This window comes from Pantoea sp. DY-5 (assembly GCF_019795955.1).
Taxonomy (GTDB): domain Bacteria; phylum Pseudomonadota; class Gammaproteobacteria; order Enterobacterales; family Enterobacteriaceae; genus Pantoea; species Pantoea leporis.
Map to the genome: position 1 here is coordinate 227,466 of NZ_JAIMIE010000007.1, position 24,419 is coordinate 251,884.

The 24,419-nt window shown below is 55.0% G+C and carries 26 protein-coding genes; 9 read left to right on the forward strand and 17 right to left on the reverse strand.

The window, feature by feature from the left end:
- The first annotated feature begins 127 nt into the window (after positions 1 to 127).
- From K5Y30_RS20905 to K5Y30_RS20935, 7 genes are all read left to right on the forward strand, one after another.
- On the forward strand, positions 128 to 304 hold the full coding sequence (locus K5Y30_RS20905) for a hypothetical protein (RefSeq protein ID WP_222213249.1): 177 nt from the start codon (positions 128 to 130) through the stop codon (positions 302 to 304).
- Between the two features lie 192 nt (positions 305 to 496).
- Positions 497 to 637, forward strand: coding sequence for a 50S ribosomal protein L34 (gene rpmH, locus K5Y30_RS20910; protein ID WP_003849659.1), 141 nt, complete (start codon positions 497 to 499; stop codon positions 635 to 637).
- 14 nt (positions 638 to 651) lie between these two features.
- Positions 652 to 1,011, forward strand: a complete 360-nt coding sequence (gene rnpA, locus K5Y30_RS20915) for a ribonuclease P protein component (protein WP_036648555.1) — start codon at positions 652 to 654, stop codon at positions 1,009 to 1,011.
- A complete protein-coding gene (gene yidD, locus K5Y30_RS20920; protein WP_007893564.1) occupies positions 975 to 1,232 on the forward strand; it encodes a membrane protein insertion efficiency factor YidD in 258 nt (85 codons plus the stop codon). Before rnpA ends, yidD begins: the two co-directional genes overlap by 37 nt.
- A 2-nt stretch (positions 1,233 to 1,234) precedes the next feature.
- Positions 1,235 to 2,881: a membrane protein insertase YidC gene (yidC, locus tag K5Y30_RS20925; RefSeq protein ID WP_176973331.1), complete on the forward strand. Its 1,647-nt coding sequence runs from the start codon at positions 1,235 to 1,237 to the stop codon at positions 2,879 to 2,881.
- A 96-nt stretch (positions 2,882 to 2,977) separates the two neighbouring features.
- The gene (mnmE, locus tag K5Y30_RS20930; RefSeq protein ID WP_222185624.1) at positions 2,978 to 4,342 is read left to right on the forward strand and encodes a tRNA uridine-5-carboxymethylaminomethyl(34) synthesis GTPase MnmE; all 1,365 of its coding nucleotides are present in this window, start codon (positions 2,978 to 2,980) and stop codon (positions 4,340 to 4,342) included.
- 192 nt (positions 4,343 to 4,534) lie between these two features.
- A complete protein-coding gene (locus K5Y30_RS20935) occupies positions 4,535 to 5,125 on the forward strand; it encodes a malonic semialdehyde reductase (RefSeq protein ID WP_222185623.1) in 591 nt (196 codons plus the stop codon).
- 46 nt (positions 5,126 to 5,171) lie between these two features.
- Here K5Y30_RS20935 and K5Y30_RS20940 read toward each other — a convergent pair whose 3' ends face one another.
- Positions 5,172 to 5,681, reverse strand: coding sequence for a flavin reductase family protein (locus K5Y30_RS20940; RefSeq protein ID WP_101763900.1), 510 nt, complete (start codon positions 5,679 to 5,681; stop codon positions 5,172 to 5,174).
- Positions 5,682 to 5,975: 294 nt separating this feature from the next.
- Here K5Y30_RS20940 and K5Y30_RS20945 point away from each other — a divergent pair, with 294 nt between their 5' ends.
- Positions 5,976 to 6,722 carry a 4'-phosphopantetheinyl transferase superfamily protein gene (locus tag K5Y30_RS20945; RefSeq protein ID WP_110868240.1) on the forward strand — a complete coding sequence of 249 codons (747 nt, stop codon included), beginning with the start codon at positions 5,976 to 5,978 and terminating at the stop codon, positions 6,720 to 6,722.
- Between the two features lie 28 nt (positions 6,723 to 6,750).
- On the opposite strand, the gene K5Y30_RS20950 is transcribed toward K5Y30_RS20945, so the two are convergent.
- Entirely contained in the window at positions 6,751 to 8,064 is a 1,314-nt protein-coding gene (locus tag K5Y30_RS20950) for an NCS2 family permease (RefSeq protein WP_101763902.1), read from the reverse strand.
- 151 nt (positions 8,065 to 8,215) lie between these two features.
- Between K5Y30_RS20950 and yieH the strand changes: the two genes are divergently transcribed.
- A complete protein-coding gene (gene yieH, locus K5Y30_RS20955; protein WP_101763903.1) occupies positions 8,216 to 8,878 on the forward strand; it encodes a 6-phosphogluconate phosphatase in 663 nt (220 codons plus the stop codon).
- A 173-nt stretch (positions 8,879 to 9,051) separates the two neighbouring features.
- Here yieH and K5Y30_RS20960 read toward each other — a convergent pair whose 3' ends face one another.
- The 15 genes from K5Y30_RS20960 to atpE all read right to left on the reverse strand — a co-directional run bounded on the left by K5Y30_RS20960 (position 9,052) and on the right by atpE (position 24,371).
- Positions 9,052 to 10,290 (reverse strand): MFS transporter, encoded by a 1,239-nt coding sequence (locus tag K5Y30_RS20960; protein WP_101763904.1) that lies wholly within the window; start codon positions 10,288 to 10,290, stop codon positions 9,052 to 9,054.
- 119 nt (positions 10,291 to 10,409) lie between these two features.
- Complete coding sequence (gene phoU / locus K5Y30_RS20965; RefSeq protein ID WP_007893583.1) at positions 10,410 to 11,144, reverse strand: phosphate signaling complex protein PhoU; 735 nt, start codon at positions 11,142 to 11,144, stop codon at positions 10,410 to 10,412.
- A gap of 14 nt (positions 11,145 to 11,158) precedes the next feature.
- Positions 11,159 to 11,932: a phosphate ABC transporter ATP-binding protein PstB gene (gene pstB, locus K5Y30_RS20970; RefSeq protein ID WP_007893584.1), complete on the reverse strand. Its 774-nt coding sequence runs from the start codon at positions 11,930 to 11,932 to the stop codon at positions 11,159 to 11,161.
- A 43-nt stretch (positions 11,933 to 11,975) separates the two neighbouring features.
- A complete protein-coding gene (pstA, locus tag K5Y30_RS20975; RefSeq protein ID WP_101763906.1) occupies positions 11,976 to 12,863 on the reverse strand; it encodes a phosphate ABC transporter permease PstA in 888 nt (295 codons plus the stop codon).
- Positions 12,860 to 13,822: a phosphate ABC transporter permease PstC gene (gene pstC, locus K5Y30_RS20980; protein WP_101763907.1), complete on the reverse strand. Its 963-nt coding sequence runs from the start codon at positions 13,820 to 13,822 to the stop codon at positions 12,860 to 12,862. The genes pstA and pstC overlap by 4 nt, the downstream gene beginning before the upstream one ends.
- A gap of 89 nt (positions 13,823 to 13,911) precedes the next feature.
- Complete coding sequence (gene pstS / locus K5Y30_RS20985; protein ID WP_049852409.1) at positions 13,912 to 14,955, reverse strand: phosphate ABC transporter substrate-binding protein PstS; 1,044 nt, start codon at positions 14,953 to 14,955, stop codon at positions 13,912 to 13,914.
- Between the two features lie 176 nt (positions 14,956 to 15,131).
- Positions 15,132 to 16,961, reverse strand: coding sequence for a glutamine--fructose-6-phosphate transaminase (isomerizing) (gene glmS, locus K5Y30_RS20990; protein ID WP_101763908.1), 1,830 nt, complete (start codon positions 16,959 to 16,961; stop codon positions 15,132 to 15,134).
- Between the two features lie 130 nt (positions 16,962 to 17,091).
- Positions 17,092 to 18,462, reverse strand: a complete 1,371-nt coding sequence (gene glmU / locus K5Y30_RS20995) for a bifunctional UDP-N-acetylglucosamine diphosphorylase/glucosamine-1-phosphate N-acetyltransferase GlmU (RefSeq protein WP_222213224.1) — start codon at positions 18,460 to 18,462, stop codon at positions 17,092 to 17,094.
- Between the two features lie 163 nt (positions 18,463 to 18,625).
- Positions 18,626 to 19,045: a F0F1 ATP synthase subunit epsilon gene (locus tag K5Y30_RS21000; protein ID WP_008106717.1), complete on the reverse strand. Its 420-nt coding sequence runs from the start codon at positions 19,043 to 19,045 to the stop codon at positions 18,626 to 18,628.
- A gap of 24 nt (positions 19,046 to 19,069) precedes the next feature.
- Complete coding sequence (gene atpD / locus K5Y30_RS21005) at positions 19,070 to 20,467, reverse strand: F0F1 ATP synthase subunit beta (protein WP_008106718.1); 1,398 nt, start codon at positions 20,465 to 20,467, stop codon at positions 19,070 to 19,072.
- Positions 20,468 to 20,530: 63 nt separating this feature from the next.
- The gene (gene atpG / locus K5Y30_RS21010) at positions 20,531 to 21,397 is read right to left on the reverse strand and encodes a F0F1 ATP synthase subunit gamma (RefSeq protein WP_007893596.1); all 867 of its coding nucleotides are present in this window, start codon (positions 21,395 to 21,397) and stop codon (positions 20,531 to 20,533) included.
- 52 nt (positions 21,398 to 21,449) lie between these two features.
- Positions 21,450 to 22,991 carry a F0F1 ATP synthase subunit alpha gene (gene atpA / locus K5Y30_RS21015; protein ID WP_008106721.1) on the reverse strand — a complete coding sequence of 514 codons (1,542 nt, stop codon included), beginning with the start codon at positions 22,989 to 22,991 and terminating at the stop codon, positions 21,450 to 21,452.
- A 14-nt stretch (positions 22,992 to 23,005) separates the two neighbouring features.
- The gene (gene atpH / locus K5Y30_RS21020; protein WP_222185618.1) at positions 23,006 to 23,539 is read right to left on the reverse strand and encodes a F0F1 ATP synthase subunit delta; all 534 of its coding nucleotides are present in this window, start codon (positions 23,537 to 23,539) and stop codon (positions 23,006 to 23,008) included.
- 14 nt (positions 23,540 to 23,553) lie between these two features.
- Positions 23,554 to 24,024, reverse strand: coding sequence for a F0F1 ATP synthase subunit B (atpF, locus tag K5Y30_RS21025; RefSeq protein WP_007893603.1), 471 nt, complete (start codon positions 24,022 to 24,024; stop codon positions 23,554 to 23,556).
- 107 nt (positions 24,025 to 24,131) lie between these two features.
- Positions 24,132 to 24,371 carry a F0F1 ATP synthase subunit C gene (atpE, locus tag K5Y30_RS21030; RefSeq protein ID WP_003849523.1) on the reverse strand — a complete coding sequence of 80 codons (240 nt, stop codon included), beginning with the start codon at positions 24,369 to 24,371 and terminating at the stop codon, positions 24,132 to 24,134.
- Between the last annotated feature and the right edge of the window lie 48 nt (positions 24,372 to 24,419).

Below are 24,419 nucleotides of genomic sequence, written 5' to 3' on the forward strand. Positions count from 1 at the left end.
GTAGTCTTCCCCGGCGATCGCAGCGAGGATCGTCAGCGGAAGGGCGGATCATAACGTAAAGCTGCACAGAGATCTTCCCTTTCTACACAGTTTTGATCCAATTTATCCACAGGCTACTGAAGTGATAATGAGTTTACGCTTTCTGCGAAAAAAGCCAGCGTTAATGTGGCTGAAAGCGTTAATTTTTCTGGCAAGCTCTCGTTTCCGTGCAGCAAATCTGCAAACTGATCGCAAGAAGATCCTGCGCGATCCTTGCGCTTTAACCCACAGCCCGTATAATTCCCCACCCGGCATTATTGCGTGAAGCCTTGATGCCCGGAATCAGCGGGCTGTATCTGGGTTTCCAGGTGCCGCGACCAGCGAAGTGAATTGACTCTGGACTGTACAATTATTACAATCCCGCCTCTTTATTAAAGACACATTGAGGCGTTGGTCGATTTACTGGCCCGAAAACGCGTCACCCAGTGAAAATTTTCAAGTTTAGGTAGAAATCGCCATGAAACGCACTTTTCAACCGTCCGTACTGAAGCGCAACCGTTCACACGGTTTCCGTGCTCGTATGGCAACAAAAAATGGTCGTCAGGTTCTGGCACGTCGTCGTGCTAAAGGCCGTTCTCGTCTGACCGTTTCTAAGTAATAAAGCTAACCCTCGTGGTTAAGCTCGCATTTCCCAGGGAGTTACGTTTGTTAACTCCCACTCATTTCACTTTCGTCTTCCAGCAGCCACAACGAGCCGGTACGCCGCAAATCACCATACTCGGCCGACTTAACGCGCTGGGGCATCCCCGCATCGGTCTCACCGTCGCAAAAAAACATGTAAAACGCGCCCATGAACGCAACCGGATCAAGCGATTGACCCGCGAAAGCTTTCGTCTGCGTCAACATGAGCTCCCTGCAATGGATTTTGTGATCGTGGCTAAAAAAGGGATTGCTGACCTGGATAACCGTGCGCTGACGGAAGCGTTGGAGAAACTATGGCGTCGTCACTGTCGCCTGGCTCGCGGCTCCTGATTGCCCTGATACGCGTTTATCAACGCGCCATCAGCCCACTGCTGGGACCTCATTGCCGGTTCCATCCCACCTGTTCGCAGTATGGGATTGAGGCCTTACGCCGCTTTGGCGTTGTAAAAGGCAGTTGGTTGACGATAAAACGCGTATTAAAATGCCACCCTTTGAACCCGGGTGGTGACGATCCTGTGCCGCCAAAAACCTTTGATACCAGAGAACATTAACGATGGATTCGCAACGCAATCTCTTTCTCATCGCTTTTCTGTTCGTGTCTTTTATGATCTGGCAAGCCTGGCAGACGGACCACGCTCCGCAGCCACAGCAAACCCAGACCACGCAAAACACAAGCAGCGCAGCGGGTGATGCCGCCACTTCCGGCGTGCCGGCTAGCGGACAGGGCAAAACGATCACCGTTAAGACAGATGTCCTGTCACTCAACATCAATACGCGTGGTGGCGATATTGAGCAGGCTCAGCTGCTGACTTACCCGGACAAACTGGGCTCAGATGCACCGTTCCAGCTGCTTGAAACCACACCCGCCTTCGTTTATCAGGCGCAGAGCGGCTTAACTGGCCGTAACGGTCCGGATAACCCGAACAATGGCGCACGTCCGCTGTATACCACTTCACAAGATAGCTTCGTAATGGCAGATGGCCAGAGCGAACTGCGCGTACCGTTGACCTGGACCGGTGAAAACGGCGTGGTTTACACCAAGACTTTCGTCTTCAAGCGCGGTGAGTATGCGGTAAACGTTGACTACAACATCAACAACACCACTCAGCAGCCGCTGGAAGTGTCGATGTTTGGTCAGCTGAAGCAGACCATCGACGTGCCTAAGCACCGCGATACCGGCAGCAACAACTTTGCTTTGCACACCTTCCGTGGCGCAGCGTACTCAACCAGCGATGCGAAATACGAAAAATATAAATTCGACACCATCGCGGATAACGAGAACCTGAACACCACCACCAGCAATGGTTGGGTGGCGATGCTGCAACAGTACTTTGCTACCGCCTGGGTGCCACGCACGCAGGGTAACAACACGCTGTACACCACTAACCTCGGCAATGGCGTAGCGGCAATTGGCTACAAATCTGCACCGGTTACCGTTGGCGCAGGCGCACAGCAAGATCTCGGCGCAACGTTGTGGGTCGGCCCGGAAATTCAGGATCAGATGGCAGCCATCGCGCCTCACCTGGATCTGACCGTGGATTACGGCTGGTTGTGGTTCATCTCGCAGCCGCTGTTTAAGCTGCTGAAGTTCATCCACAGCTTTATCGGTAACTGGGGCTTCTCCATTATCGTTATCACCTTCATCGTGCGTGGCATCATGTACCCGCTGACCAAAGCGCAGTACACCTCGATGGCGAAGATGCGTATGCTGCAGCCAAAGATTCAGGCGATGCGTGAACGTCTGGGCGATGATAAGCAGAAACAGAGCCAGGAAATGATGGCGCTGTATAAAGCGGAGAAAGTGAACCCGCTGGGCGGCTGTCTGCCACTGGTTATCCAGATGCCAATCTTCCTGGCCTTATACTACATGCTGTCAGGCTCGGTTGAACTGCGTCATGCGCCGTTTATTCTGTGGATTCATGACCTGTCAGCGCAGGATCCGTACTACATTCTGCCGATCATCATGGGTATAACCATGTTCTTCATTCAGAAGATGTCACCGACCACCGTGACCGATCCGATGCAGCAGAAGATCATGACCTACATGCCGGTTATCTTCACCGTGTTCTTCCTGTGGTTCCCATCAGGTCTGGTGCTGTACTACATCGTCAGCAACCTGGTGACCATTCTCCAGCAGCAGCTGATTTATCGCGGCCTGGAAAAACGTGGTCTGCATAGCCGCGACAAGAAGAAAGCGTAACGCCTGACTGCAACCAGCAGCAGCGTATAATCAAAGGGCGACATTTATGTCGCCCTATTTTTATTTATTAATACCCTAAAAGTTTAAGGTGGAATCATGAGCCACAGCGACACTATCGTTGCCCAGGCGACGCCTCCCGGCCGTGGCGGCGTTGGCATTCTGCGTATCTCTGGCACCAAAGCCGCTGAGGTGGCGCAAGCCGTGCTCGGCAAGCTGCCAAAACCGCGCTATGCCGACTATCTGCCCTTTACCGATGCCGATGGCAGCGTGCTCGATCAAGGCATTGCGCTGTGGTTTCCTGGCCCGAACTCCTTCACCGGTGAAGATGTGCTGGAGCTGCAAGGCCACGGCGGCCCGGTGATTCTCGACCTGCTGCTTAAGCGCATCGTGGCGCTGCCCGGCTTACGCATTGCGCAACCAGGTGAATTCTCCGAACGCGCCTTCCTTAACGACAAGCTCGATTTGGCGCAAGCCGAAGCGATTGCCGATCTGATCGATGCCAGCTCAGAGCAAGCCGCCCGCTCGGCGGTGAACTCGCTGCAAGGCGCGTTTTCCCTGCGCATCAATGCACTTGTGGAAGCACTTACTCACCTGCGCATCTATGTGGAAGCGGCCATCGACTTCCCGGATGAGGAGATCGATTTCCTTTCCGACGGCAAAATTGAAGCACAGCTGAATGTGGTGATCGGTGATCTCGACGGCGTGCGTGCCGAAGCGCGTCAGGGCAGCCTGCTGCGCGAAGGGATGAAAGTGGTGATTGCCGGTCGTCCTAATGCCGGAAAATCGAGCCTGCTGAATGCCTTAGCCGGGCGCGAAGCGGCGATTGTCACCGATATTGCTGGCACCACGCGCGACGTCCTGCGCGAGCACATCCATATCGACGGCATGCCGCTGCACATCATCGATACCGCCGGTTTACGTGAAGCCAGCGACGAAGTCGAGCGCATTGGTATTGAACGCGCGTGGCAGGAGATCGAGCAGGCCGACCGCGTGCTATTTATGGTCGATGGCACCACCACCGACGCGACTGAAGCCGCCGCCATCTGGCCAGATTTTGTTGCCCGTTTGCCGGAAGCGCTACCAATTACCGTGGTGCGTAACAAAGCGGATATGACCGGCGAAGTGCTGGGCCTCACTGAAGTGAACGGTCACTCACTGATTCGTCTCTCGGCGCGCACCGGTGAAGGTGTGGAAGCGCTGCGCGATCACCTGAAACAGAGCATGGGATTTGCCGGCAATATGGAAGGCGGATTCCTCGCCCGCCGCCGCCATCTGCAAGCACTGGAGTTAGCCGCAACGCACTTGCAGCAGGGCAAGCATCAGCTGTTAGGCGCGTGGGCCGGCGAATTACTGGCAGAAGAGTTACGTTTAGCGCAGCAAGCGCTGAGCGAAATCACCGGTGAATTCACCTCCGACGATTTGCTGGGCAGAATCTTCTCCAGTTTCTGTATTGGTAAGTAATGGCCTGCGGCGTTCTCATGTCGGGTGCGCATTCATGCGCATCTGGCGCCCGGTAGACATGCGTCTTTGTTATTTGGCTCTCCCACGCCTTTGCAGTATAACGATCATTGCCCGGCGAACAGGTCCTGCTGGGTACATTCATTATTCATGCTAAATATTGGGCGCAAGTTGCTGCCTGAACAGGAGAGAAACATGAGTACAACGCTCGACAGCGTGGCGCTGAACACGCTGTTCATTGAAGCCCGCACCCACAGCTATTGGCAGGACAAACCGGTTTCTCGTGAGGTGCTGGAGCAGCTCTATCATCTGACTGCGCTGGGCCCAACCTCGGCTAACTGCTCGCCGGGCCGTTTTGTGTTTGTGACCTCGCAGGAAGGCAAAGAGAAGCTGAAACCCGCGCTCTCCTCCGGCAACGTCGATAAAACCATGGCCGCACCGGTAACGGTAATCGTGGCGTGGGATCCTGAATTCTACGAAGCGCTGCCGAAGCTGTTCCCGCATGGTGATGCGCGCAGCTGGTTTACCAGCAGCCCGGATCTGGCGAAAGAGACCGCGTTCCGTAACAGCAGCTTGCAGGCAGGTTATTTGATTCTGGCCGCGCGTTCGCTGGGCCTGGATGCCGGCCCGATGTCCGGTTTCGATCCGACAAAAGTGAACGACGCCTTCTTTAGCGAGAGCAAATGGCAGGTGAACTTACTGATCAATCTCGGCTATGGCGAAGCCAGCAAACTGCACGCGCGTCTGCCACGTCTCGGCTTTGATGAAGCCAGCACCTTTGCCTGATTGAGAAAAGGCGTCGGGCTTAGCCCACGACGCCCGTTTCAAGCGGTTATCCCAGTGAATGGAAGCCGCTGTTGAAGTAGATCATCGGCTCTGCCGCTTCACCTGGCAGAGCAATGCCCACGATACGCGCCAGCAGCACGCTGTGCGTGTTCCACTCCACTACCTTCTCCAGCTGGCAATCAAAACTCACCAGCGCATCAGCCAGAATCGGCGCGCCGGTATTCAGCGTCTGCCACGTACCGTTTTGAAAACGCTCGGCGCGGCGTGAGGATTGGCTGAACTGGGCACATAAGTCGTCATGCTGCTCACGCAGCACGTTCACGGCAAAATGGCCGGCTGCGATAAAAGCATCATGACTGGACGCGCTACGATTCACGCACACCAGCAGGCTGGGTGGCTCAGCCGCCAGCGAACTGACCGACGTGGCAATCAGCCCCAGCTTTTCGCCCTGAAATTCGGTGGTAACCAGAGAAACACCCGCGGTTAAGCGACGCATGCCGTGACGAAACTCATCAAGCGAGATCGATTCCTGGCGAGAAATAGCGGTATCTGACATAAAAAACTCCGACGTGCCTGTTTTAACAATGCGCACAATGGGCAGATGAATGAAGAGTTAGCGCACTTTGATGTGCTGTTTTACTGCCCAAATCCTACACCACATCACACAGTTAGGCACTCAATCCGGCAGGTTTCTGCAAAAGCGTTCTATGCAAAGTTGCCAAATGGGATTGCCGCATGGCTTCGTCCTTATCTGAAATATCGCCTATTCCATCTTAAGCCGGATGCAAACCCATGAGAAAATTCTTACAATAGCACTGATGATTATTCGACCATTTTCATGGAGCGACAGATGGCTAGTCATTTTGTACGTTGGATAGGTAATCCGCCCTTTTCTTCTGAGAACATGCGGGTGCCACAAGAAGTAATCAACAGCGCTCAGCGCTTCGCTGACAAGCGTCGCGGACGCTTTCTCGCCGCACGCGAACTGCTGGCTCAGCTGATGTTACGCGTCTACGGTATCCGCGAACTCCCCGCGCTAACGACCAGCAGCAGCGGACGTCCCTGTTTTGCCGATGCCAACCTGCCCGATTTCAGCATCTCCTACGCCGGAAACACTATCGGTGTGCTGCTGGCCGAAGAAGGCGGCCGCGCCGGACTGGATATGGAAATTGTGCGCGCACACAGTCGCCAAACACAGGATATGCTGACACAGGATCTCTCCTCCGGCGAAAAAGCATGGATTAACGCGCAGCAGGATTTCATGGAAGCGCTGACGCAAATCTGGACGCTGCGCCAAAGCATTCTCAAGCTCACCGGCGAAACCGATAGCGGTATTGATTCACTGCGTTTGCATCCTGCGGCCGGTCGGCTGCGTTCCACCGTGTTCCCCGATATTCAGGCGGTGTGTGATGCTGAGCCCACGCTGGTGTGGTCGTGCGCGCTGTCGCCCGGCACCGAACGCTTACATCTGTGGGAGATTGATGGCGCGCAGCAGTGGCAAGCACTGCGCGATGTCGAGATGAGTAAACCCAATATCGGGCCGCATACGCTGCGCCTGACCAGTTTGGTCACGCCGCATGAGATGGGACATCCGTAAAAAAGGCCGCATCAGCGGCCTTTACTGTTTAGTGGGCATCGATAAAGACGATTTTCAGCACGAACAGTAGCGCGACCACCACCACGCACGGGCTGATTTCACGCCAGCGGCCGGTTCCCAACTTCATCACGCAGTAAGAGATAAAGCCCAGCGCGATACCTTCCGTGATCGAGAAGCTGAACGGCATCATCGCCGCAGTAACAAACGCTGGCACCGCTTCGGTGAGATCGTCCCACTGCACGCGTGACAGCGACGCCGTCATCAATACGCCAACGTAAATCAGCGCACCCGCCGCCGCATAGGATGGCACCATCGCCGCCAGCGGTGACAGGAACATCACCAGCAGGAACAGAATCCCGGTGATCACCGCCATCAAGCCGGTACGACCGCCGATCGCCACACCGGACGAACTTTCAATGTAGGCGGTTACCGATGAGGTACCAATCAGCGAACCGGTCACCGAACTGATGCTATCAACGTACAGCGCCTGTTTCATGCGTGGGAAAGTGCCTTTCTCGTCAGTCAGCCCGGCTTTATCGGTCACGCCAATCAGCGTGCCGGAGGAGTCGAACAGATTCACCAGCATAAAGGAGAAGATCACCCCGGCCATGCCGATGTTGAACGCACCTTTGATATCAACCTGGCCCACAACGGAAGTGATCGCTGGCGGGGCCGCGAACACGCCGCTGAATTTCACATCGCCAATGATCAGGCCCAGCGCGGTCGTCACCACAATCGATACCAGCACCGCCGCATGGATGTTGCGTGAAGCCAGAATCGCGATGATGAAGAAACCCAGCGCCCCAAGCAGCACGCTGTGCGAGGTCAGATTGCCAACGGCAACGATGGTGTCGGCGTTTGGCACGATAATTCCGGCGTTTTTCAGCCCCATCATGGCGATAAACAGGCCGATACCGGCGGTGATGCCAACGCGTAGGCTGAGCGGAATGTTGGCAATCATCCAGTAACGCACGCGCAGCAGCGTGAGGATCAGCAAGCCTAATGCGCCCCAGAAAATCGCGCCCATACCAATCTGCCACGAATAACCCATGGCACCGACCACCACAAAGGCGAAGAAGGCGTTCAGGCCCATCGCCGGTGCCAGTGCTACCGGCAAATTCGCCACCAGCCCCATCAGAATGCTGCCGAACGCTGCAATCAAGCAGGTAGTAACAAACACCGCCTGCGTATCCATGCCCGCCACACCGAGAATTTGCGGGTTAACGAAAACGATGTACACCATCGTCAGGAAAGTCGTGCAACCGGCAATCACTTCGGTACGCACGGTGGTTCCGTGTTCCTGCAGTTTGAAGATGCGCTGCAAAAGGCCCTGATTAGTCATTCCACTGTTCCGCTAAAAAATTTATCGCCGCGTATCCTATAGAGTTTAGCGCGGCAAAACACTGATTATTCGCAACCGGTTGCTCAGGGTCGCTTTCTGCGCTCAGTGCGCTAGAGTGTCAGCTTATTGTTTAACAAAAGGATGATGTGCGATGTCGGTGGAATGTATTTTTTTTGATTGCGACGGCACGCTGGTCGACAGCGAAGTGATCTGTACGCAAGCTTACGTCAACACCTTTGCCCGCTACGGTATTGAACGCTCTCTGCAGCAGATGTTTGAGCAGTATAAAGGGGTAAAGCTCTACGACATCATCCGCGATGTGGCGGCCGAACATCAGGTTGAACTGCCGCTCGAAGAAGTGGAAACCGCCTATCGCGCCGAAGTGGCTAGATTGTTTGATCTCGATTTGAAGCCAATTACCGGTGCCAAAGCGCTGGTGGAAAGTGTCAACGTGCCGATGTGTGTGGTTTCAAACGGCACGGTGAAGAAGATGCAGCATTCGCTGGGATTGACCGGCATGCTGCCGTATCTCGATGGCAAGCTGTACAGCGGATATGACATTAACCACTGGAAGCCGGATCCGGAATTGATGTATCACGCCGCCGAGCAGATGCAGGTGCCGATTGAGAAGTGCATTCTGGTGGATGATTCCGAGGCGGGCGCGCGTGCGGGGATCGCGGCCGGGATTCCGGTGTTTTACTACTGCGCCGATGCGCACAATCCCGAACTCGATCATCCGCTGGTGACGCGCTTTGATGATATGGCGCAGTTGCCGGATTTGTGGCGCGCGCGTGGCTGGGATTTGGTGGGGTAGTGCTCGTTTTCCCCCTCCTCGGTTCGTGCTGGCTGTCCTCCTCCTCGGTCCTCCCCCATGAATGGGGGAGGAAGATGCTGCAATATGTGAGTTGGGAATTGCATGTGTCAGCATCTCCTTCCCCCCATTCATGGGGGAAGGCCGGGATGGGGGGACAGCCAGCACAATCCAAATCAGCCAATCGCCCCTAACGAATCCTCGTTGCTCTGCTTCTTCGGCAGCAGGAACAGCGTGGCGGCGATATCCAGCAGATAAATCAGCGCCAGCAGCGTGATCGCCGCGGTGAAAGAGATATTGGTCGCCAGCAGGCCAATCACCAATGGACCAAACCCGCCTACGCCACGCCCCAAATTAAACAACACGTTCTGCGCTGTTGCGCGCGCCTGCGGTGGGAAAGTATCGGAAATCAGCGCGCCGTAGCCGCCAATCATGCCGTTCACAAACATCCCCATCAGCGCGCCGGTAAACAGCATCACCGTAGGATCGCGCAGCTGCGCATACACCACCACCATCACCACCGCGCCGAACTGATACAGCAGGAAGATTTTCCAGCGCGCGAAGCGATCGGCCAGCACGCCAAACAGCCAGATGCCGAACGTCATGCCCACCACCGTCACCGCGGTCCACAAGCCTGATTTGGTCAGGCTGAAGCCGAAGCTGGACGACAGATAGCTCGGCATCCAGATCATCAATCCGTAGTAACCAAAGTTCTGCACCGAGCAGAGAATGAAAATCCCCAGGCTGGCTTTACTGGTGGCGCGATCGGCAAACAGCAATTTAAGACGTGCGCCAAAGGAGAGCTGCGGCGTTTTCTCCACGTGGCGGGTAAAGCTCTCCGGCTCGCCCATGCTGCGGCGAATCACAAAGGAGACCAGCGCCGGCAGCAAACCGACGAGGAACATGCCGCGCCAGCCAATCACGCTCAGCAGCGGCGGCGTGATAAAGGCCGCCAGCAGCACACCGAGCTGCCAGCCAATGCCCACCCACGCCGAGGCGCGGTTGCGCTTCTCTTTCGGCCAGGCTTCGGCAATCAGCGCCATGCCGATGCCGAACTCGCCGCCCAATCCCACGCCCGCCAGCGTGCGGTACACCAGCAGATCCCAATAACCCTGCGCCACGGCGCACAGGCCAGTGAATACCGAGAACACCAGAATAGTGACGGTAAGGATACGGATGCGGCCATAACGATCGCTCAGATGACCAAACACGATGCCGCCGATCACTGCGCCAATCAGCGTCCAGGTGACCAGCGAACCGGCCTGAGACGGATCGAGCGCCAGCGAGACGCTGATCGCCGGCAGCATAAAGCCAAGAATCAGCAGATCAAATCCGTCCATCGCGTAGCCGCTGATAGCCGCCACCATGGCTTTCGCCGGTGTAATGGCTTGTTTTTTAGGAGTTGGGGAAGACATGTAACAGCACCTGGCAGAAAAAAGTGCGCCAAGTATAAAGAGAGGGAATCGATGAGAACAGACAGAATTTAAGCAGGCGGCCCGTTAGCCACAGTGGCAACGGGCCGCCGACGCATCAATCAAGAGGGTTTATTGCTGCCGTCATCGCCCGACAGCAGTTCATCCAGCTTGTCGCCGCCCACATGACGGAAATCCTGACCTTTGACGAAATAGAAGATAATTTCGCAGATGTTCTGGCAGCGATCGCCGATACGCTCGATGGCGCGCGCGCAGAACAGCGCGGTCAGCACGCTTGGGATAGTGCGCGGATCTTCCATCATGTAGGTCATCAGCTGACGCACGATGCCTTCGTACTCTTTATCCACCTTCTTATCTTCGCGGTAGATTTTGATGGCTTCGTTGAGATCCATGCGCGCGAACGCATCCAGCACGTCGTGCAGCATCTGCACGGTGTGATGACCAAGCGCTTCAAGGCTCACCAGCAGCGGCAGATGCTGCTGGCTGAACTTCTCCAGCGCGGTGCGGCTGATTTTTTCCGCCACATCGCCAATGCGTTCCAGCTCAGAAATGGTCTTGATGATCGCCATTACCAGGCGCAAATCGCTGGCGGTCGGTTGGCGTTTGGCGATGATGCGCACACAGGCTTCATCAATCTCCACTTCCATCATGTTGACCTTCTGGTCGCCGTCGATGACGTGACGCGCCAGCTCGCCATCCTGGTTGTGCATCGCGGTGATGGCGTCCATCAGCTGCTTCTCAACCATGCCGCCCATGATCATCACTTGCGTGCGAATGTGCTCCAGCTCCGCGTTGAACTGACCGGAGATGTGTTTGTTCAGATTTAAATTATCCATGTGCGTCTCCTGAATCAGCCGTAACGACCGGTGATGTAATCTTCGGTCTGCTTCTGTGCGGGCTTAGTGAACAAGGTATCGGTATCGCTGAACTCAATCAGCTCGCCCAGATACATAAAAGCGGTGTGGTCAGAACAACGCGCAGCCTGCTGCATGTTGTGAGTCACGATCACCACAGTGTAATCCTGCTTCAGTTCGGTGATCAGCTCTTCAATACGACCGGTTGAGATCGGATCCAGCGCGGAGCAAGGCTCATCCAGCAACAGCACTTCCGGGCGAATCGCGATGCCGCGGGCGATGCACAGACGCTGCTGCTGACCGCCGGAAAGACTGTAACCGCTCTGATGCAGCTTGTCTTTGGTTTCATTCCACAGCGCGGCTTTGGTCAGCGCCCACTGCACGCGCTCATCCATATCGGCACGCGACAGCTTCTCAAACAGGCGCACGCCGAAGGCGATGTTGTCATAAATCGACATCGGGAACGGCGTAGGCTTCTGGAACACCATACCGACGCGGGCGCGCAGCAGGGCGATATCCTGATTGGAAGCCAGAATGTTATCGCCATCCAGCAGGATGTCACCTTCGGCACGCTGCTCCGGATAGAGCGAGTACATTTTGTTGAAGGTGCGCAGCAAAGTGGATTTACCGCAGCCTGATGGGCCGATAAACGCGGTCACCTGGTTTTTGGTGATATCCAGATTGATGTTTTTCAGCGCGTGAAACTTACCGTAATAGAAGTTCAGATTACGGACCTGAATTTTACCGGCTGATGAAGTCACGTTACTCATTCTCGTCTCTCATAAGCAGCGCCGCCGAAGCCGCGCCGGGAAATTAGTGTTTGCCCTTGGCGAAAACCACACGCGCCACAATGTTCAGCAGCAGCACGCACACGGTAATAATCAGCACACCCGCCCACGCCAGGCTTTGCCACTCAGCAAAGGGGCTCATGGCGAATTTAAAGATGGTGACCGGCAGGTTAGCGATCGGCTGCATCATGTCGGTGCTCCAGAACTGGTTCGACAGCGCAGTAAACAGCAGCGGTGCGGTTTCACCGGCGATACGCGCCACGGCCAACAGCACACCGGTGATGATGCCGGAAACCGAGGCTTTCAGCGTAATCGCCGAAATCATCTTCCACTTCGGCGTACCCAGCGCATAAGCCGCTTCACGCATGCTGTCGGGTACCAGACGCAGCATATTTTCGGAGGTACGAATCACAATCGGGATTTGCAGCAGCGCCAGCGCTACTACGCCCGCCCAACCGGAGAAGTGCTGCATCTGCGATACCACAATGGTGTAAACAAACAGGCCCACCACAATCGACGGTGCTGACAGCAGAATGTCGTTGATGAAGCGAATCACTTCCGCCAGCCAGTGTTTACGGCCATATTCCGCCAGATAAATCCCAGCCATGATGCCGAGCGGCGTTCCGATGATCGTCGACCAGAAAATCAGTAAACCGCTGCCGAGTAAGGCGTTGGCTAAACCACCGCCTGCGGTGTTGGGCGGCGGTGTCGATTCGGTAAACAGCTCCCAGCTCAACCCATCAACGCCGCGCGTAACGGTGGTGAACAGAATCCACACCAGCCAGAACAGACCGAATGCCATGGTCATCAGCGACAGCGTCAGGGCAATTTTGTTTTTGGTACTGCGCCATGCCTGCATTTTGCGGCGCGAGGCTTCCAGCTCAGCGCGAGCCTGAACTTCAATAGCGGTCATGAACGGGCTCCTTCACTCTTCGCCAGACGCAGGATCATCAGTTTGGAGATCGCCAGCACGATAAAGGTAATCACGAACAGAATCAGACCCAGCTCCATCAGAGCCGCAACGTGGACACCGGATTCCGCTTCGGCGAATTCGTTGGCCAGCGCGGAGGTGATGCTGTTGCCTGGCATAAACAGCGAGGCGCTGTCGAGCTGGTAGGTGTTACCGATGATAAAGGTCACCGCCATGGTTTCACCCAACGCGCGGCCCAGGCCAAGCATCACGCCGCCGATCACGCCGTTTTTGGTGAACGGCAGCACGATGCGCCAGATCACTTCCCACGTGGTGCAGCCGATACCGTAAGCCGACTCTTTCATCATCACCGGCGTTTGTTCAAATACGTCGCGCATCACCGAGGCGATGTACGGAATGATCATGATGGCGAGAATCACGCCCGCCGCCAGAATACCGATACCGAATGCCGGGCCAGAGAATAGCGTGCCGACAATCGGGATATTCGCCATCACGTTGCCAACTGGCGTCTGGAAATATTCGGCGAACAGCGGCGCGAAAACAAACAGGCCCCACATGCCGTACACGATGCTGGGGATGGCCGCCAGCAGCTCAATGGCGGTGCCCAACGGGCGACGCAGCCAGCCTGGCGCCAGTTCGGTCAGGAACAGCGCGATGCCGAAGCTCACCGGCACGGCAATGATCAAGGCAATAATCGAGGTGACGAGGGTGCCGTAAATCGGTACCAGCGCACCAAATTGTTCGTTTGGCGCATCCCAGGTTTTGTTCCACAGGAAAGAGAAACCAAATTTTTGGATGCTTGGCCAGGAGGAGAAAATCAGGGAGACGATAATGCCGCCCATCAACAGCAACACGATAAGCGCGGATAGCTTCACCAGCGCGCCGAAAATCATGTCGCCTTGTTTACCGGGGGCTTTGAACGTCGGCTTAGTGGCAGCCATAGAATTCTCTGTTCTCAGGGGGATGTCAGGGCGGCACGCAGGCCGCCCATTGGGGTTGGCCAACCGTCTCGGCTGGCCGGGTCAATCTGTTACTGGTACAGCGCTTTACCGGAGCTATCTTTGATGTTCGCTTTCCACGCTGCACGAATCTGGTTAGCTACGCTTTCTGGCAGCGCGGCGTAATCCAGGTCGGTTGCGGTTTTGCTGCCACCTTTGTATGCCCAGTCGAAGAACTTCAGCACTTCGCTACCTTTCTCCGCATTCGCCTGATCTTTGTAAATCAGGATGAAGGTGGTTGAGGTGATCGGCCATGCATCGTTGCCTTTCTGGAAGGTCAGATCCTGAGCAAAGGTTTTGCTCCAGTCTGCGCCTTTCGCGGCGTTAGCAAAGCTCTCTTCGCTTGGTGCAACCGCTTTACCGTCGGCATCAACCAGTTTGGTGTAGGTCAGGTTGTTCTGCTTGGCGTAAGCGTATTCCACATAGCCAATTGAACCCGGCAGACGCTGTACAAACGCGGCCACGCCGTCGTTACCTTTACCGCCCAGACCGGTTGGCCAGTTAACGGTGTTACCTTTACCGATTTTGCTGTTCCACTCTTCGTTCACTTTTGCCAGGTAGCTGGTGAAGACGAAGGAAGTACCGGAACCGTCAGCGCGGCGAACCACGTTGATGTTGGAATCTGGCAGTTTCACGCCTGGGTTCAGTTTAGTGATCGCCGGGTCGTTCCACTTTTTGATGGTGCCGAGGTAGATGTCGCCCACGGTTTTACCGTCAAGAGTCAGTTCACCGGATTTCACACCTGGGATGTTAACCGCCAGCACCACACCACCGATGACGGTAGGGAACTGGAACAGGCCGTTTTTCTGCAGATCTTCTTCTTTCATTGGCGCATCAGACGCACCGAAATCGACGGTTTTCGCGATGATTTGCTTCACGCCGCCGGAAGAACCAATACCCTGATAGTTGATTTTGCTACCGGTGGCTTGCTGGTACTCGGCTGCCCACTTGGCATAAACCGGCGCCGGGAATGTCCCGCCTGCGCCCGTCAGATCGGTGGCTGCAAAAGCAGAAACCGCGCTTACTGCGAAGGTGGCGGCGAGGATTCGGGCTACGGTGCTACGCATCAGTGTCATGTTCCCTCCAGGGGATTCAAAAAAATCAGGCTCAATGCCTTTTTAGTAGGAGTCAGTGATTGCTGCTGGAGGGAAAATAGGACAGTTTGATGACAGTGAAATGTACGAAATGTGACAGTTATATGACAGCGTACAGAAATGAAGCGGGCCCATTGCGGGCCCACTCTTGTTACTGATTATTCAACGGTAACCGATTTCGCCAGGTTACGCGGCTGGTCAACATCGGTACCTTTAATCAGCGCCACATGGTACGAGAGCAGCTGTAACGGCACGGTGTAGAAGATCGGTGCAATCACCTCTTCTACGTGCGGCAGGGAGATGATTTTCATGCCATCGCTGTCGCTGAAACCGGCATCCTGATCGGCAAACACATACAGCAAACCGCCGCGCGCGCGTACCTCTTCAATATTGGATTTCAGCTTCTCCAGCAGTTCGTTGTTGGGCGCGACCACGATCACTGGCATATCCGCATCAATCAGCGCCAGCGGGCCGTGCTTCAGCTCGCCCGCCGCATAGGCTTCGGCGTGGATATAGGAGATCTCTTTCAGCTTCAGCGCGCCTTCCATCGCGATCGGATACTGATCGCCACGGCCAAGGAACAGCGCGTGATGCTTATCAGAGAAACCTTCCGCCAGGTTTTCGATCACTTTGTCCTGCGCCAGCATCTGTTCGATGCGGCTCGGCAAGGCCTGCAGCGCGTGCACAATCTCGTGCTCGGTTTCGGCTTTCATGCCGTGCAGACGACCGAGTTTCGCCACCAGCATCAGCAATACTGCCAGCTGCGTGGTGAAGGCTTTGGTGGATGCCACGCCAATTTCAGTGCCGGCTTTGGTCATCAGCGCTAAATCGGATTCACGCACCAGCGATGAACCGGCCACGTTACAGATGGCCAGCGAACCGAGATAACCCAGCTCTTTCGACAGGCGCAGCGCCGCCAGCGTATCGGCGGTTTCACCCGATTGTGACAGCGTGATCAGCAGGCTATTTTTACGCACTGCAGATTTGCGATAACGGAATTCTGAAGCAATTTCCACATCACAAGGCAGGTTAGCCAGCGACTCAAACCAGTAACGCGAAACCATGCCGGAGTTGTATGACGTACCGCAGGCGATGATCTGAATATGTTCGACCTGGCTCAACAGCGTCTCAGCATCCGGGCCCAGCTCGCTGAGATCGACTTCGCCGTGATTAAAACGACCGGTGATGGTGTTTTTGATCGCGTTCGGCTGCTCGTAAATCTCTTTCTGCATGTAGTGACGATAGATGCCTTTGTCGCCGGCATCGTATTGCGCGGTCGATTCGATTTCAGCACGCTTAGCCGTTTTACCGTCACGATCGATAATGGTGACTTCGCGGCGGGTGATCTCGGCAATATCGCCCTCTTCCAGATAGATGAAGCGACGCGTCACCGGCAGCAGAGCCAGCTGATCGGAAGCGATGAAGTTTTCGCCCACGCCACGGCCAATCACTAGCGGACTACCGGAGCGCGCCGCCACCAGCAGCGAAGGATCGCGGCTGTCCATGATCACCATGCCATACGCACCGCGCAGCTGCGGAATAACGCGCAGCACCACTTCACGCAGCGTGCCGCCTTGCTTCTGCTCCCAATGCACCAGATGCGCCACCACTTCGGTGTCGGTTTCTGAGGCAAAGTGATAGCCGCGCTCAAGCAACTGCGCGCGCAGCGGCTCATGGTTCTCAATGATGCCGTTGTGCACGATGATGATGTGCTCGGAAACGTGCGGATGCGCATTGGCCTCCGACGGTTCACCGTGTGTCGCCCAGCGCGTATGTGCGATACCGGTGCCGCCAATCAGCGGCTGCTGCTCTGCGGCTTCCGCCAGGTTCTGCACTTTACCCAGACGACGCAGGCGCGTCATATGGCCCTGACGATCGACGACGGCTAATCCCGCGGAGTCATAACCGCGATACTCAAGACGACGCAAACCTTCCAGCAGAATTTCTGCGATGTCACGCTGCGCTACTGCACCAACAATTCCACACATAGTAATTTCCTGACTTCATGGCTTTCGGCCATTGCGTTGTCATACGACCTGATTTCCCCGAGCCTTGTAGAGAGTGGGGATATTTTTTTATGGCACTGCTAACAGGCCGATCGTTGTCGGCCTTTAAAATTTATTTTTTCTTAACAGGACGCTGCCAGCCCGATTTTTGATTCTGTTCTTTACGGTTGTAGACCAGATCCGCAGCTAACACATCTTTCATTATCGTGGTGCCCGCGGCGATGGTCGCACCGCTCGCCACGCTGACTGGCGCCACCAGCTGGGTATCCGAACCGATAAACACGTTGTCGCCAATGATGGTTTTGGATTTGTTGGCGCCATCATAGTTACAGGTAATGGTACCCGCACCGATATTCACGCCCGCGCCAATTTCCGCATCGCCGAGATAAGAGAGATGACCGGCTTTGGAGCCTTTGCCGAGCGTGGCTTTCTTCATCTCTACAAAGTTGCCCACGTGCGCCGCTTCCGCCAACTCGCTGCCGGGACGCAGACGCGCAAAAGGCCCAACCGTACAAGCAGCGGCTAACGTGGCATCTTCGATCACCGAATAAGGGCTGATTTCACAGTCGTCAGCAATCACGCTGTTTTTAATGATGCAGCCGGCACCGATTTTTACGCGGTTGCCGAGCGTGACCTTGCCTTTGATGATCACGTTAGTGTCGATCTCCACATCGCGGCCGTGTTGCAACGAACCGCGCAGATCGAAACGCGCCGGATCGCGCAGCATCACACCTGCCAGCAGTAACTTTTCTGCCTGCTCGCTTTGGTAGACACGCTCAAGCGTTGCCAGCTGCAGGCGATTGTTGACGCCATCGGTTTCGCTGATGCGCGCCGGATGCACCGCATTGATCACGCGGCCTTCGTGGTGCGCCATGGCGATGATATCGGTGATATAGAATTCGCCCTGCGCATTGTTGTTGTTAAGTTGTGCCAGCCAGCGCTTGAGGTCGCCACCGTTGGCAATCAGGATGCCGGTGTTAATTTCCTGAATTTTTAGCTGTTCTGGCGAGGCATCTTTCTGCTCAATGATGCCGATCACCGTGCCGTTTTCACGCACGATACGACCGTAGCCGGTGGGGTTATCCAGAACCACGGTGAGTAAGCCAATGCCGCCCGCGGGTTTCGCGTCGTGCAGACGTTGCAAACTGGCCTGCGAGATCAGCGGCACGTCGCCGTACAGCATCAGAATATCTTCGTCATCGGCAAAGAAGGGTGCCGCCTGCTGCATCGCATGACCAGTACCCAGTTGCTCGGCCTGCAGCACCCAGTTGAGAGCGTTATGCGCTAACGTTGACTGCAGTAAATCTCCGCCGTGGCCGTAAACCAGATGGATCTGCTGGGCGCCCAAACCGGTTGCGGCATCAATAACGTGCTGAACCATTGGTTTACCTGCAAGGGTGTGCAGAACTTTGGGCAGGTCGGAATACATTCGGGTGCCTTTGCCAGCGGCTAAGATCACCACACTCATCGCGTTCGTAGACATAACTATCCTGATTCTCTTCAACTTTCGAAAGTGTAAGGTTTAACCCCGAGATTACTACATTTTTCTCGGGTCGAAATTAGCCGGGCTCAGCGCCAGGCGGCAAATTTTGGGCAAAAAAAATGCCAACCCAAAGGGCTGGCATTTCGTGACGCATAAAGCCTGATTACATCGCTTTTTTGGTCAGCTCGATGACACGCAGTTTCGCGATGGCTTTCGCCAGTTCCGCAGAAGCCTGAGCATAATCCACGTCGCCGTGGCTGCTGTTCATGTGCTCTTCCGCTTTACGTTTCGCTTCCAGCGCGCGCGCTTCGTCGAGGTCTTCACCGCGAATCGCGGTGTCGGCCAGAACGGTGGTGCTGCCAGGCTGAACTTCCAGCACGCCGCCAGAGAGGTAAATAAACTCCTCTTCGCCGTGCTGTTTCACGATGTGAATCATACCAGGCTTGATGGCTGTCAGCAGCGGGGCGTGGCCAGGACGAATCCCCAGCTCACCTTCGCTACCTGACACCTGGATACGCTCGACCAGACCGGAGAACATTTGTTGCTCCGCGCTGACCACGTCCAGATGATAAGTCATAGCCATACCATTCCTCCTGGGAAACCTAAATTACAGTTTCTTCGCTTTTTCTACGGCTTCTTCGATAGCGCCGACCATGTAGAACGCCTGCTCTGGCAGGTGGTCGAATTCGCCTTCCATGATGCCTTTGAAGCCACGGATGGTGTCTTTCAGGGTCACGTACTTACCTGGAGAACCGGTGAAGACTTCAGCAACGAAGAACGGCTGAGACAGGAAGCGCTGAATCTTACGCGCACGTGCCACCAGCAGCTTGTCTTCTTCAGACAGCTCGTCCATACCCAGGATGGCGATGATGTCTTTCAGTTCCTGGTAACGCTGCAGCAGAGACTGCACGCCACGCGCAACGTCATAGTGCTCCTGACCCACGATCAGTGGATCCAGCTGACGGCTGGTAGAATCCAGCGGGTCAACGGCTGGGTAGATACCCAGAGAGGCGATCTGACGGCTCAGCGTAACGGTTGAGTCTAAGTGAGCAAAGGTGGTTGCTGGTGACGGGTCAGTCAAGTCATCCGCAGGAACGTAAACGGCCTGTACAGAGGTGATTGAACCAGTCTTCGTGGAGGTAATACGCTCCTGCAACACACCCATCTCTTCTGCCAGCGTTGGCTGATAGCCTACCGCAGATGGCATACGACCCAGCAGTGCTGATACTTCAGTACCGGCCAGGGTGTAACGATAGATGTTGTCGATGAACAGCAGAACGTCACGGCCTTCATCACGGAATTTTTCCGCCATGGTCAAACCGGTCAGTGCTACGCGCAGACGGTTACCCGGCGGCTCGTTCATCTGGCCATACACCAGCGCTACTTTATCGATAACGTTGGAGTCAGTCATTTCGTGGTAGAAGTCGTTACCCTCACGAGTGCGCTCACCCACGCCAGCAAATACCGAATAACCTGAGTGCTCAGCCGCGATGTTACGTATCAGCTCCATCATGTTTACGGTTTTACCTACACCCGCACCACCGAACAGACCGACTTTACCGCCCTTAGCGAACGGACACATCAGGTCGATAACCTTGATGCCGGTTTCCAGCAGTTCCTGCGAGTTAGACTGATCTTCATACGAAGGTGCTGCACGGTGAATAGAGGAAACCTCTACTACAGTGCCGTCGTCATTCTGCAGGTCGCCTTTCATGTCGATTGGCTCACCCAATACGTTCATGATACGGCCGAGGGTTGCTTTACCAACCGGAACCTGGATAGGTTTTTTCAGGTCGGTAACTTCCAGACCGCGCTTCAGGCCGTCAGAAGTACCCATGGCGATGGTACGAACCACGCCACCACCCAGCTGCTGCTGAACTTCCAGCACCAGACGAGCATCACCATTTTTCACCTCGAGAGCGCTGTATACCTGCGGTACCGCGTCCTGAGGGAATTCGACGTCAACTACGGCGCCGATAATCTGGACAATCTTTCCAGCTGCCATCTTGAATCCTCTACCTAATACGAAAATACCCAGCCGCGCTCGCGCGACAGGATATATGCCTGGTTAAACCGCGGAGGCTCCCGAGACGATCTCGGTAAGTTCCTGGGTGATGCTGGCCTGACGAGCTTTGTTGTAAACCAACTGCAGCTCTTTGATCAGGTTTCCGCCGTTATCGGTTGCAGCTTTCATCGCAACCATACGTGCGGCCTGCTCACTGGCCAGGTTTTCCACCACACCCTGATAAACCTGCGATTCGACGTAACGGCGCAGCAGGGTATCCAGCAGCGCTTTCGGATCGGGTTCGTACAGGTAATCCCAGGTCTTCGCCTTCATCTCTTCTTCACCTTCCGCTGGCGGTAACGGCAGCAGTTGGGTAATGGTCGGAGTCTGAGACATGGTGTTATTAAACTTGTTGGCAACGATATACAGCTTGTCGATGCGACCTTCATCATAGGCCTGCAACATCACTTTTACCGGGCCGATCAAATCAGACAGTGCAGGCTTATCGCCCATACCGGTGACCTGTGCCACGATGTTGCCACCTACAGAGCCGAAGAATGAATTGCCTTTCGAACCGATAACGGCCAGATCGCTCTGTACGCCTTTATCCGCCCAGCCTTTCATATCTGCCAGCAATTTTTTGAACAGGTTAATGTTCAAACCACCACAAAGCCCGCGGTCAGTCGAAACGACCAGGTAGCCGACGCGCTTAACGTCACGCTCATCCAGGTAAGGGTGCTTGTATTCCAGATTACCCAAAGCAAGGTGACCAATCACTTTGCGCATGGTATCTGCATACGGACGGCTGGCCGCCATGCGTTCCTGCGTTTTACGCATTTTGGAGGCGGCGACCATTTCCATCGCTTTGGTGATCTTCTGCGTATTTTTTACGCTTCCGATCTTACTACGTATTTCTTTTGCGCCGGCCATTAGCTTCTCCTCAAAGCCTTGCGGCCTGCCTTTTCAGACAAGCCGCCAGACATTACCAGGACTGGGTTGCTTTAAACGTTTCGAGGAGGCCTTTCAGCTTCTCTTCGATTTCGTTATTGAAGTTACCCGCTTGGTTGATTTCAGCCATCAGCTCAGCGTGATCGCGATCCGCGAACGCCAGCAGAGCGGCTTCGAAGCTGCCGACTTTCGCCAGTTCAACATCGTTCAGATAGCCGCGCTCAGCAGCAAACAGCACCAGACCCTGTTGCGCGACTGACATCGGCGCATACTGTTTCTGTTTCAGCAGCTCGGTCACTTTCTGACCATGGCTCAGCTGTTTACGCGTTGCATCGTCCAGATCGGAAGCGAACTGAGAGAACGCAGCCAGTTCACGATACTGTGCCAGCGCGGTACGAATACCACCGGACAGTTTCTTGATGATCTTAGTCTGTGCAGCACCACCAACACGGGATACCGAAATACCCGGGTTAACGGCTGGACGAATACCGGAGTTGAACAGGTTAGATTCCAGGAAGATCTGACCATCAGTAATCGAGATTACGTTGGTCGGAACGAACGCAGAAACGTCACCCGCCTGAGTTTCGATGATTGGCAGTGCGGTAAGAGAACCGGTCTGGCCTTTCACTTCACCGTTGGTGAAGCGCTCAACGTAGTCAGCGCTAACGCGTGATGCACGCTCCAGCAGACGAGAGTGGAGATAGAACACGTCACCAGGGAATGCTTCACGACCTGGTGGACGGCGCAGCAGCAGAGAAATCTGACGGTAAGCAACAGCCTGCTTAGACAGGTCATCGTACACGATCAGTGCATCTTCACCGCGGTCACGGAAGTACTCACCCATCGCACAACCGGCGTACGGTGACAGGTACTGCAGTGCTGCAGATTCAGAAGCAGAAGCGACAACCACGATGGTGTTAGCCAGCGCGCCGTGCTCTTCCAGTTTGCGAACTACGTTAGAAATGGTTGACGCTTTCTGACCAATCGCAACGTAGACACACTTGATGCCTGAATCGCGCTGGTTGATGATGGCGTCGATTGCCATTGCAGTTTTACCGGTCTGACGGTCACCGATGATCAGCTCACGCTGGCCACGGCCGATTGGAATCATCGCATCGACAGATTTGTAACCGGTCTGAACAGGCTGGTCTACTGACTGACGGTCGATAACGCCCGGTGCAATCACTTCAACAGGCGAGAAGCCGTCGTTTTCAATTGCGCCTTTACCGTCGATCGGTGCACCCAGGGTGTTCACCACACGGCCCAGCAGGCCACGGCCAACTGGAACTTCTAAAATACGACCCGTACATTTAACTTTCATGCCTTCCGCGAGGTCAGCATACGGGCCCATCACTACTGCACCAACCGAGTCACGCTCGAGGTTCAGTGCGATAGCGTAACGGTTGCCCGGCAGGGCAATCATCTCACCCTGCATGACATCGGCCAGGCCGTGTACGCGGATGATACCGTCACTTACAGAAACAATAGTACCTTCGTTGTGAGCTTCACTCACGACATTGAACTGAGCAATGCGCTGCTTGATCAGTTCGCTGATTTCGGTGGAATTCAGTTGCATATGCTCCAGTCCCCTTAAGACTGCAAGACGTCTGCCAGACGATCAAGACGGCCGCGTACGCTGCCATCAATGACCAGGTCACCCGCACGGATAACCACACCTGCCATTACAGACTTATCAATTTTGCAATTCAGCTTAACTTTACGTGACAGACGTTTTTCCATCGCGGCGCTGATTTTAGTCAGCTGACTGTCACTCAGCGAGCTGGCAGAAATCACATCAACTTCGGCTGTCGCTTCATAAGCGTCACGCAGTTGAATGTATTGAGCCAGTACTGCTGGAAGCGCTGTCAAACGTCCGTTTTCGGCCATTACCTTAATCAGGTTCTGGGCGTTTTCATCAAGTTGATCGCCACAAACTGCAATGAAAGAAGCAGACAAAGCTTCCGGTGCGAGCGCACCGGAAAGAAGATCTGCGATCTGTTCGTTGCGAGCCACTTCTGCGGCAAACGCCAGCATTGATTGCCAGCGATCGATGCTTTGATGCTCAACAGCAAAGTCAAAAGCTGCTTTGGCGTAGGGGCGAGCTACAGTAATCAGATCAGACATCAGCCCCTCCCTCCTTACAGTTCAGCGACCAGTTTATCAACGATGTCGCTGTTAGCAGCTTCATCCACGGAACGTTCGATGATTTTCTCGGCGCCAGCTAATGCCAGCAACGCGACTTGCTTACGCAGCTCTTCACGGGCACGCGAACGCTCGGCATCAATTTCTGCCTGCGCCTGCGCCACGATGCGGTTACGTTCAGTCTCAGCTTCGGTTTTCGCTTCGTCCAGAATCTGGGCGCGGCGTTTGTTCGCCTGCTCGATAATGACCTGAGCGTCTTCTTTCGCTTTTTTCAGCTGGTCGGTCGCATTGGCCTGCGCGAGATCTAAATCTTTCTTCGCGCGCTCAGCAGAAGCAAGGCCTTCAGCAATTTCTTTCTGGCGCTTTTCGATGGCAGCCATAATCGGCGGCCATACGTACTTCATGCAGAACGCGACAAACAGAATGAACGCGATGGCCTGGCCGAGGATTGTTGCATTAATGTTCACAGCACAATGCCTCTTATTAAGTTAACTTGCTCTGCCGCTATCAGAGATAAACGGCAGAATCCGTCCCTCATCACACCAGGTGCCATGAGTGAACAAGGCTACCAGGTTTAAGCGACAGCAAACATCACGTAGAGACCCAGACCTACAGCGATCATCGGGATTGCATCCACCAGACCCATTACAACAAAGAACTGCGTACGCAGCAGAGGGATCAGATCCGGTTGACGCGCGGCGCCTTCCAGGAATTTACCTCCGAGGATGCCGATACCGATCGCAGCACCGATTGCCGCCAGGCCCATCATCACAGCGGCAGCCATGTACAGCAGATCCATATTCAGGTTTTCCATGACAGTCTCCAGTTTGTTTCAGTTAAAAGCTTAAGTGTTGAGATAAAA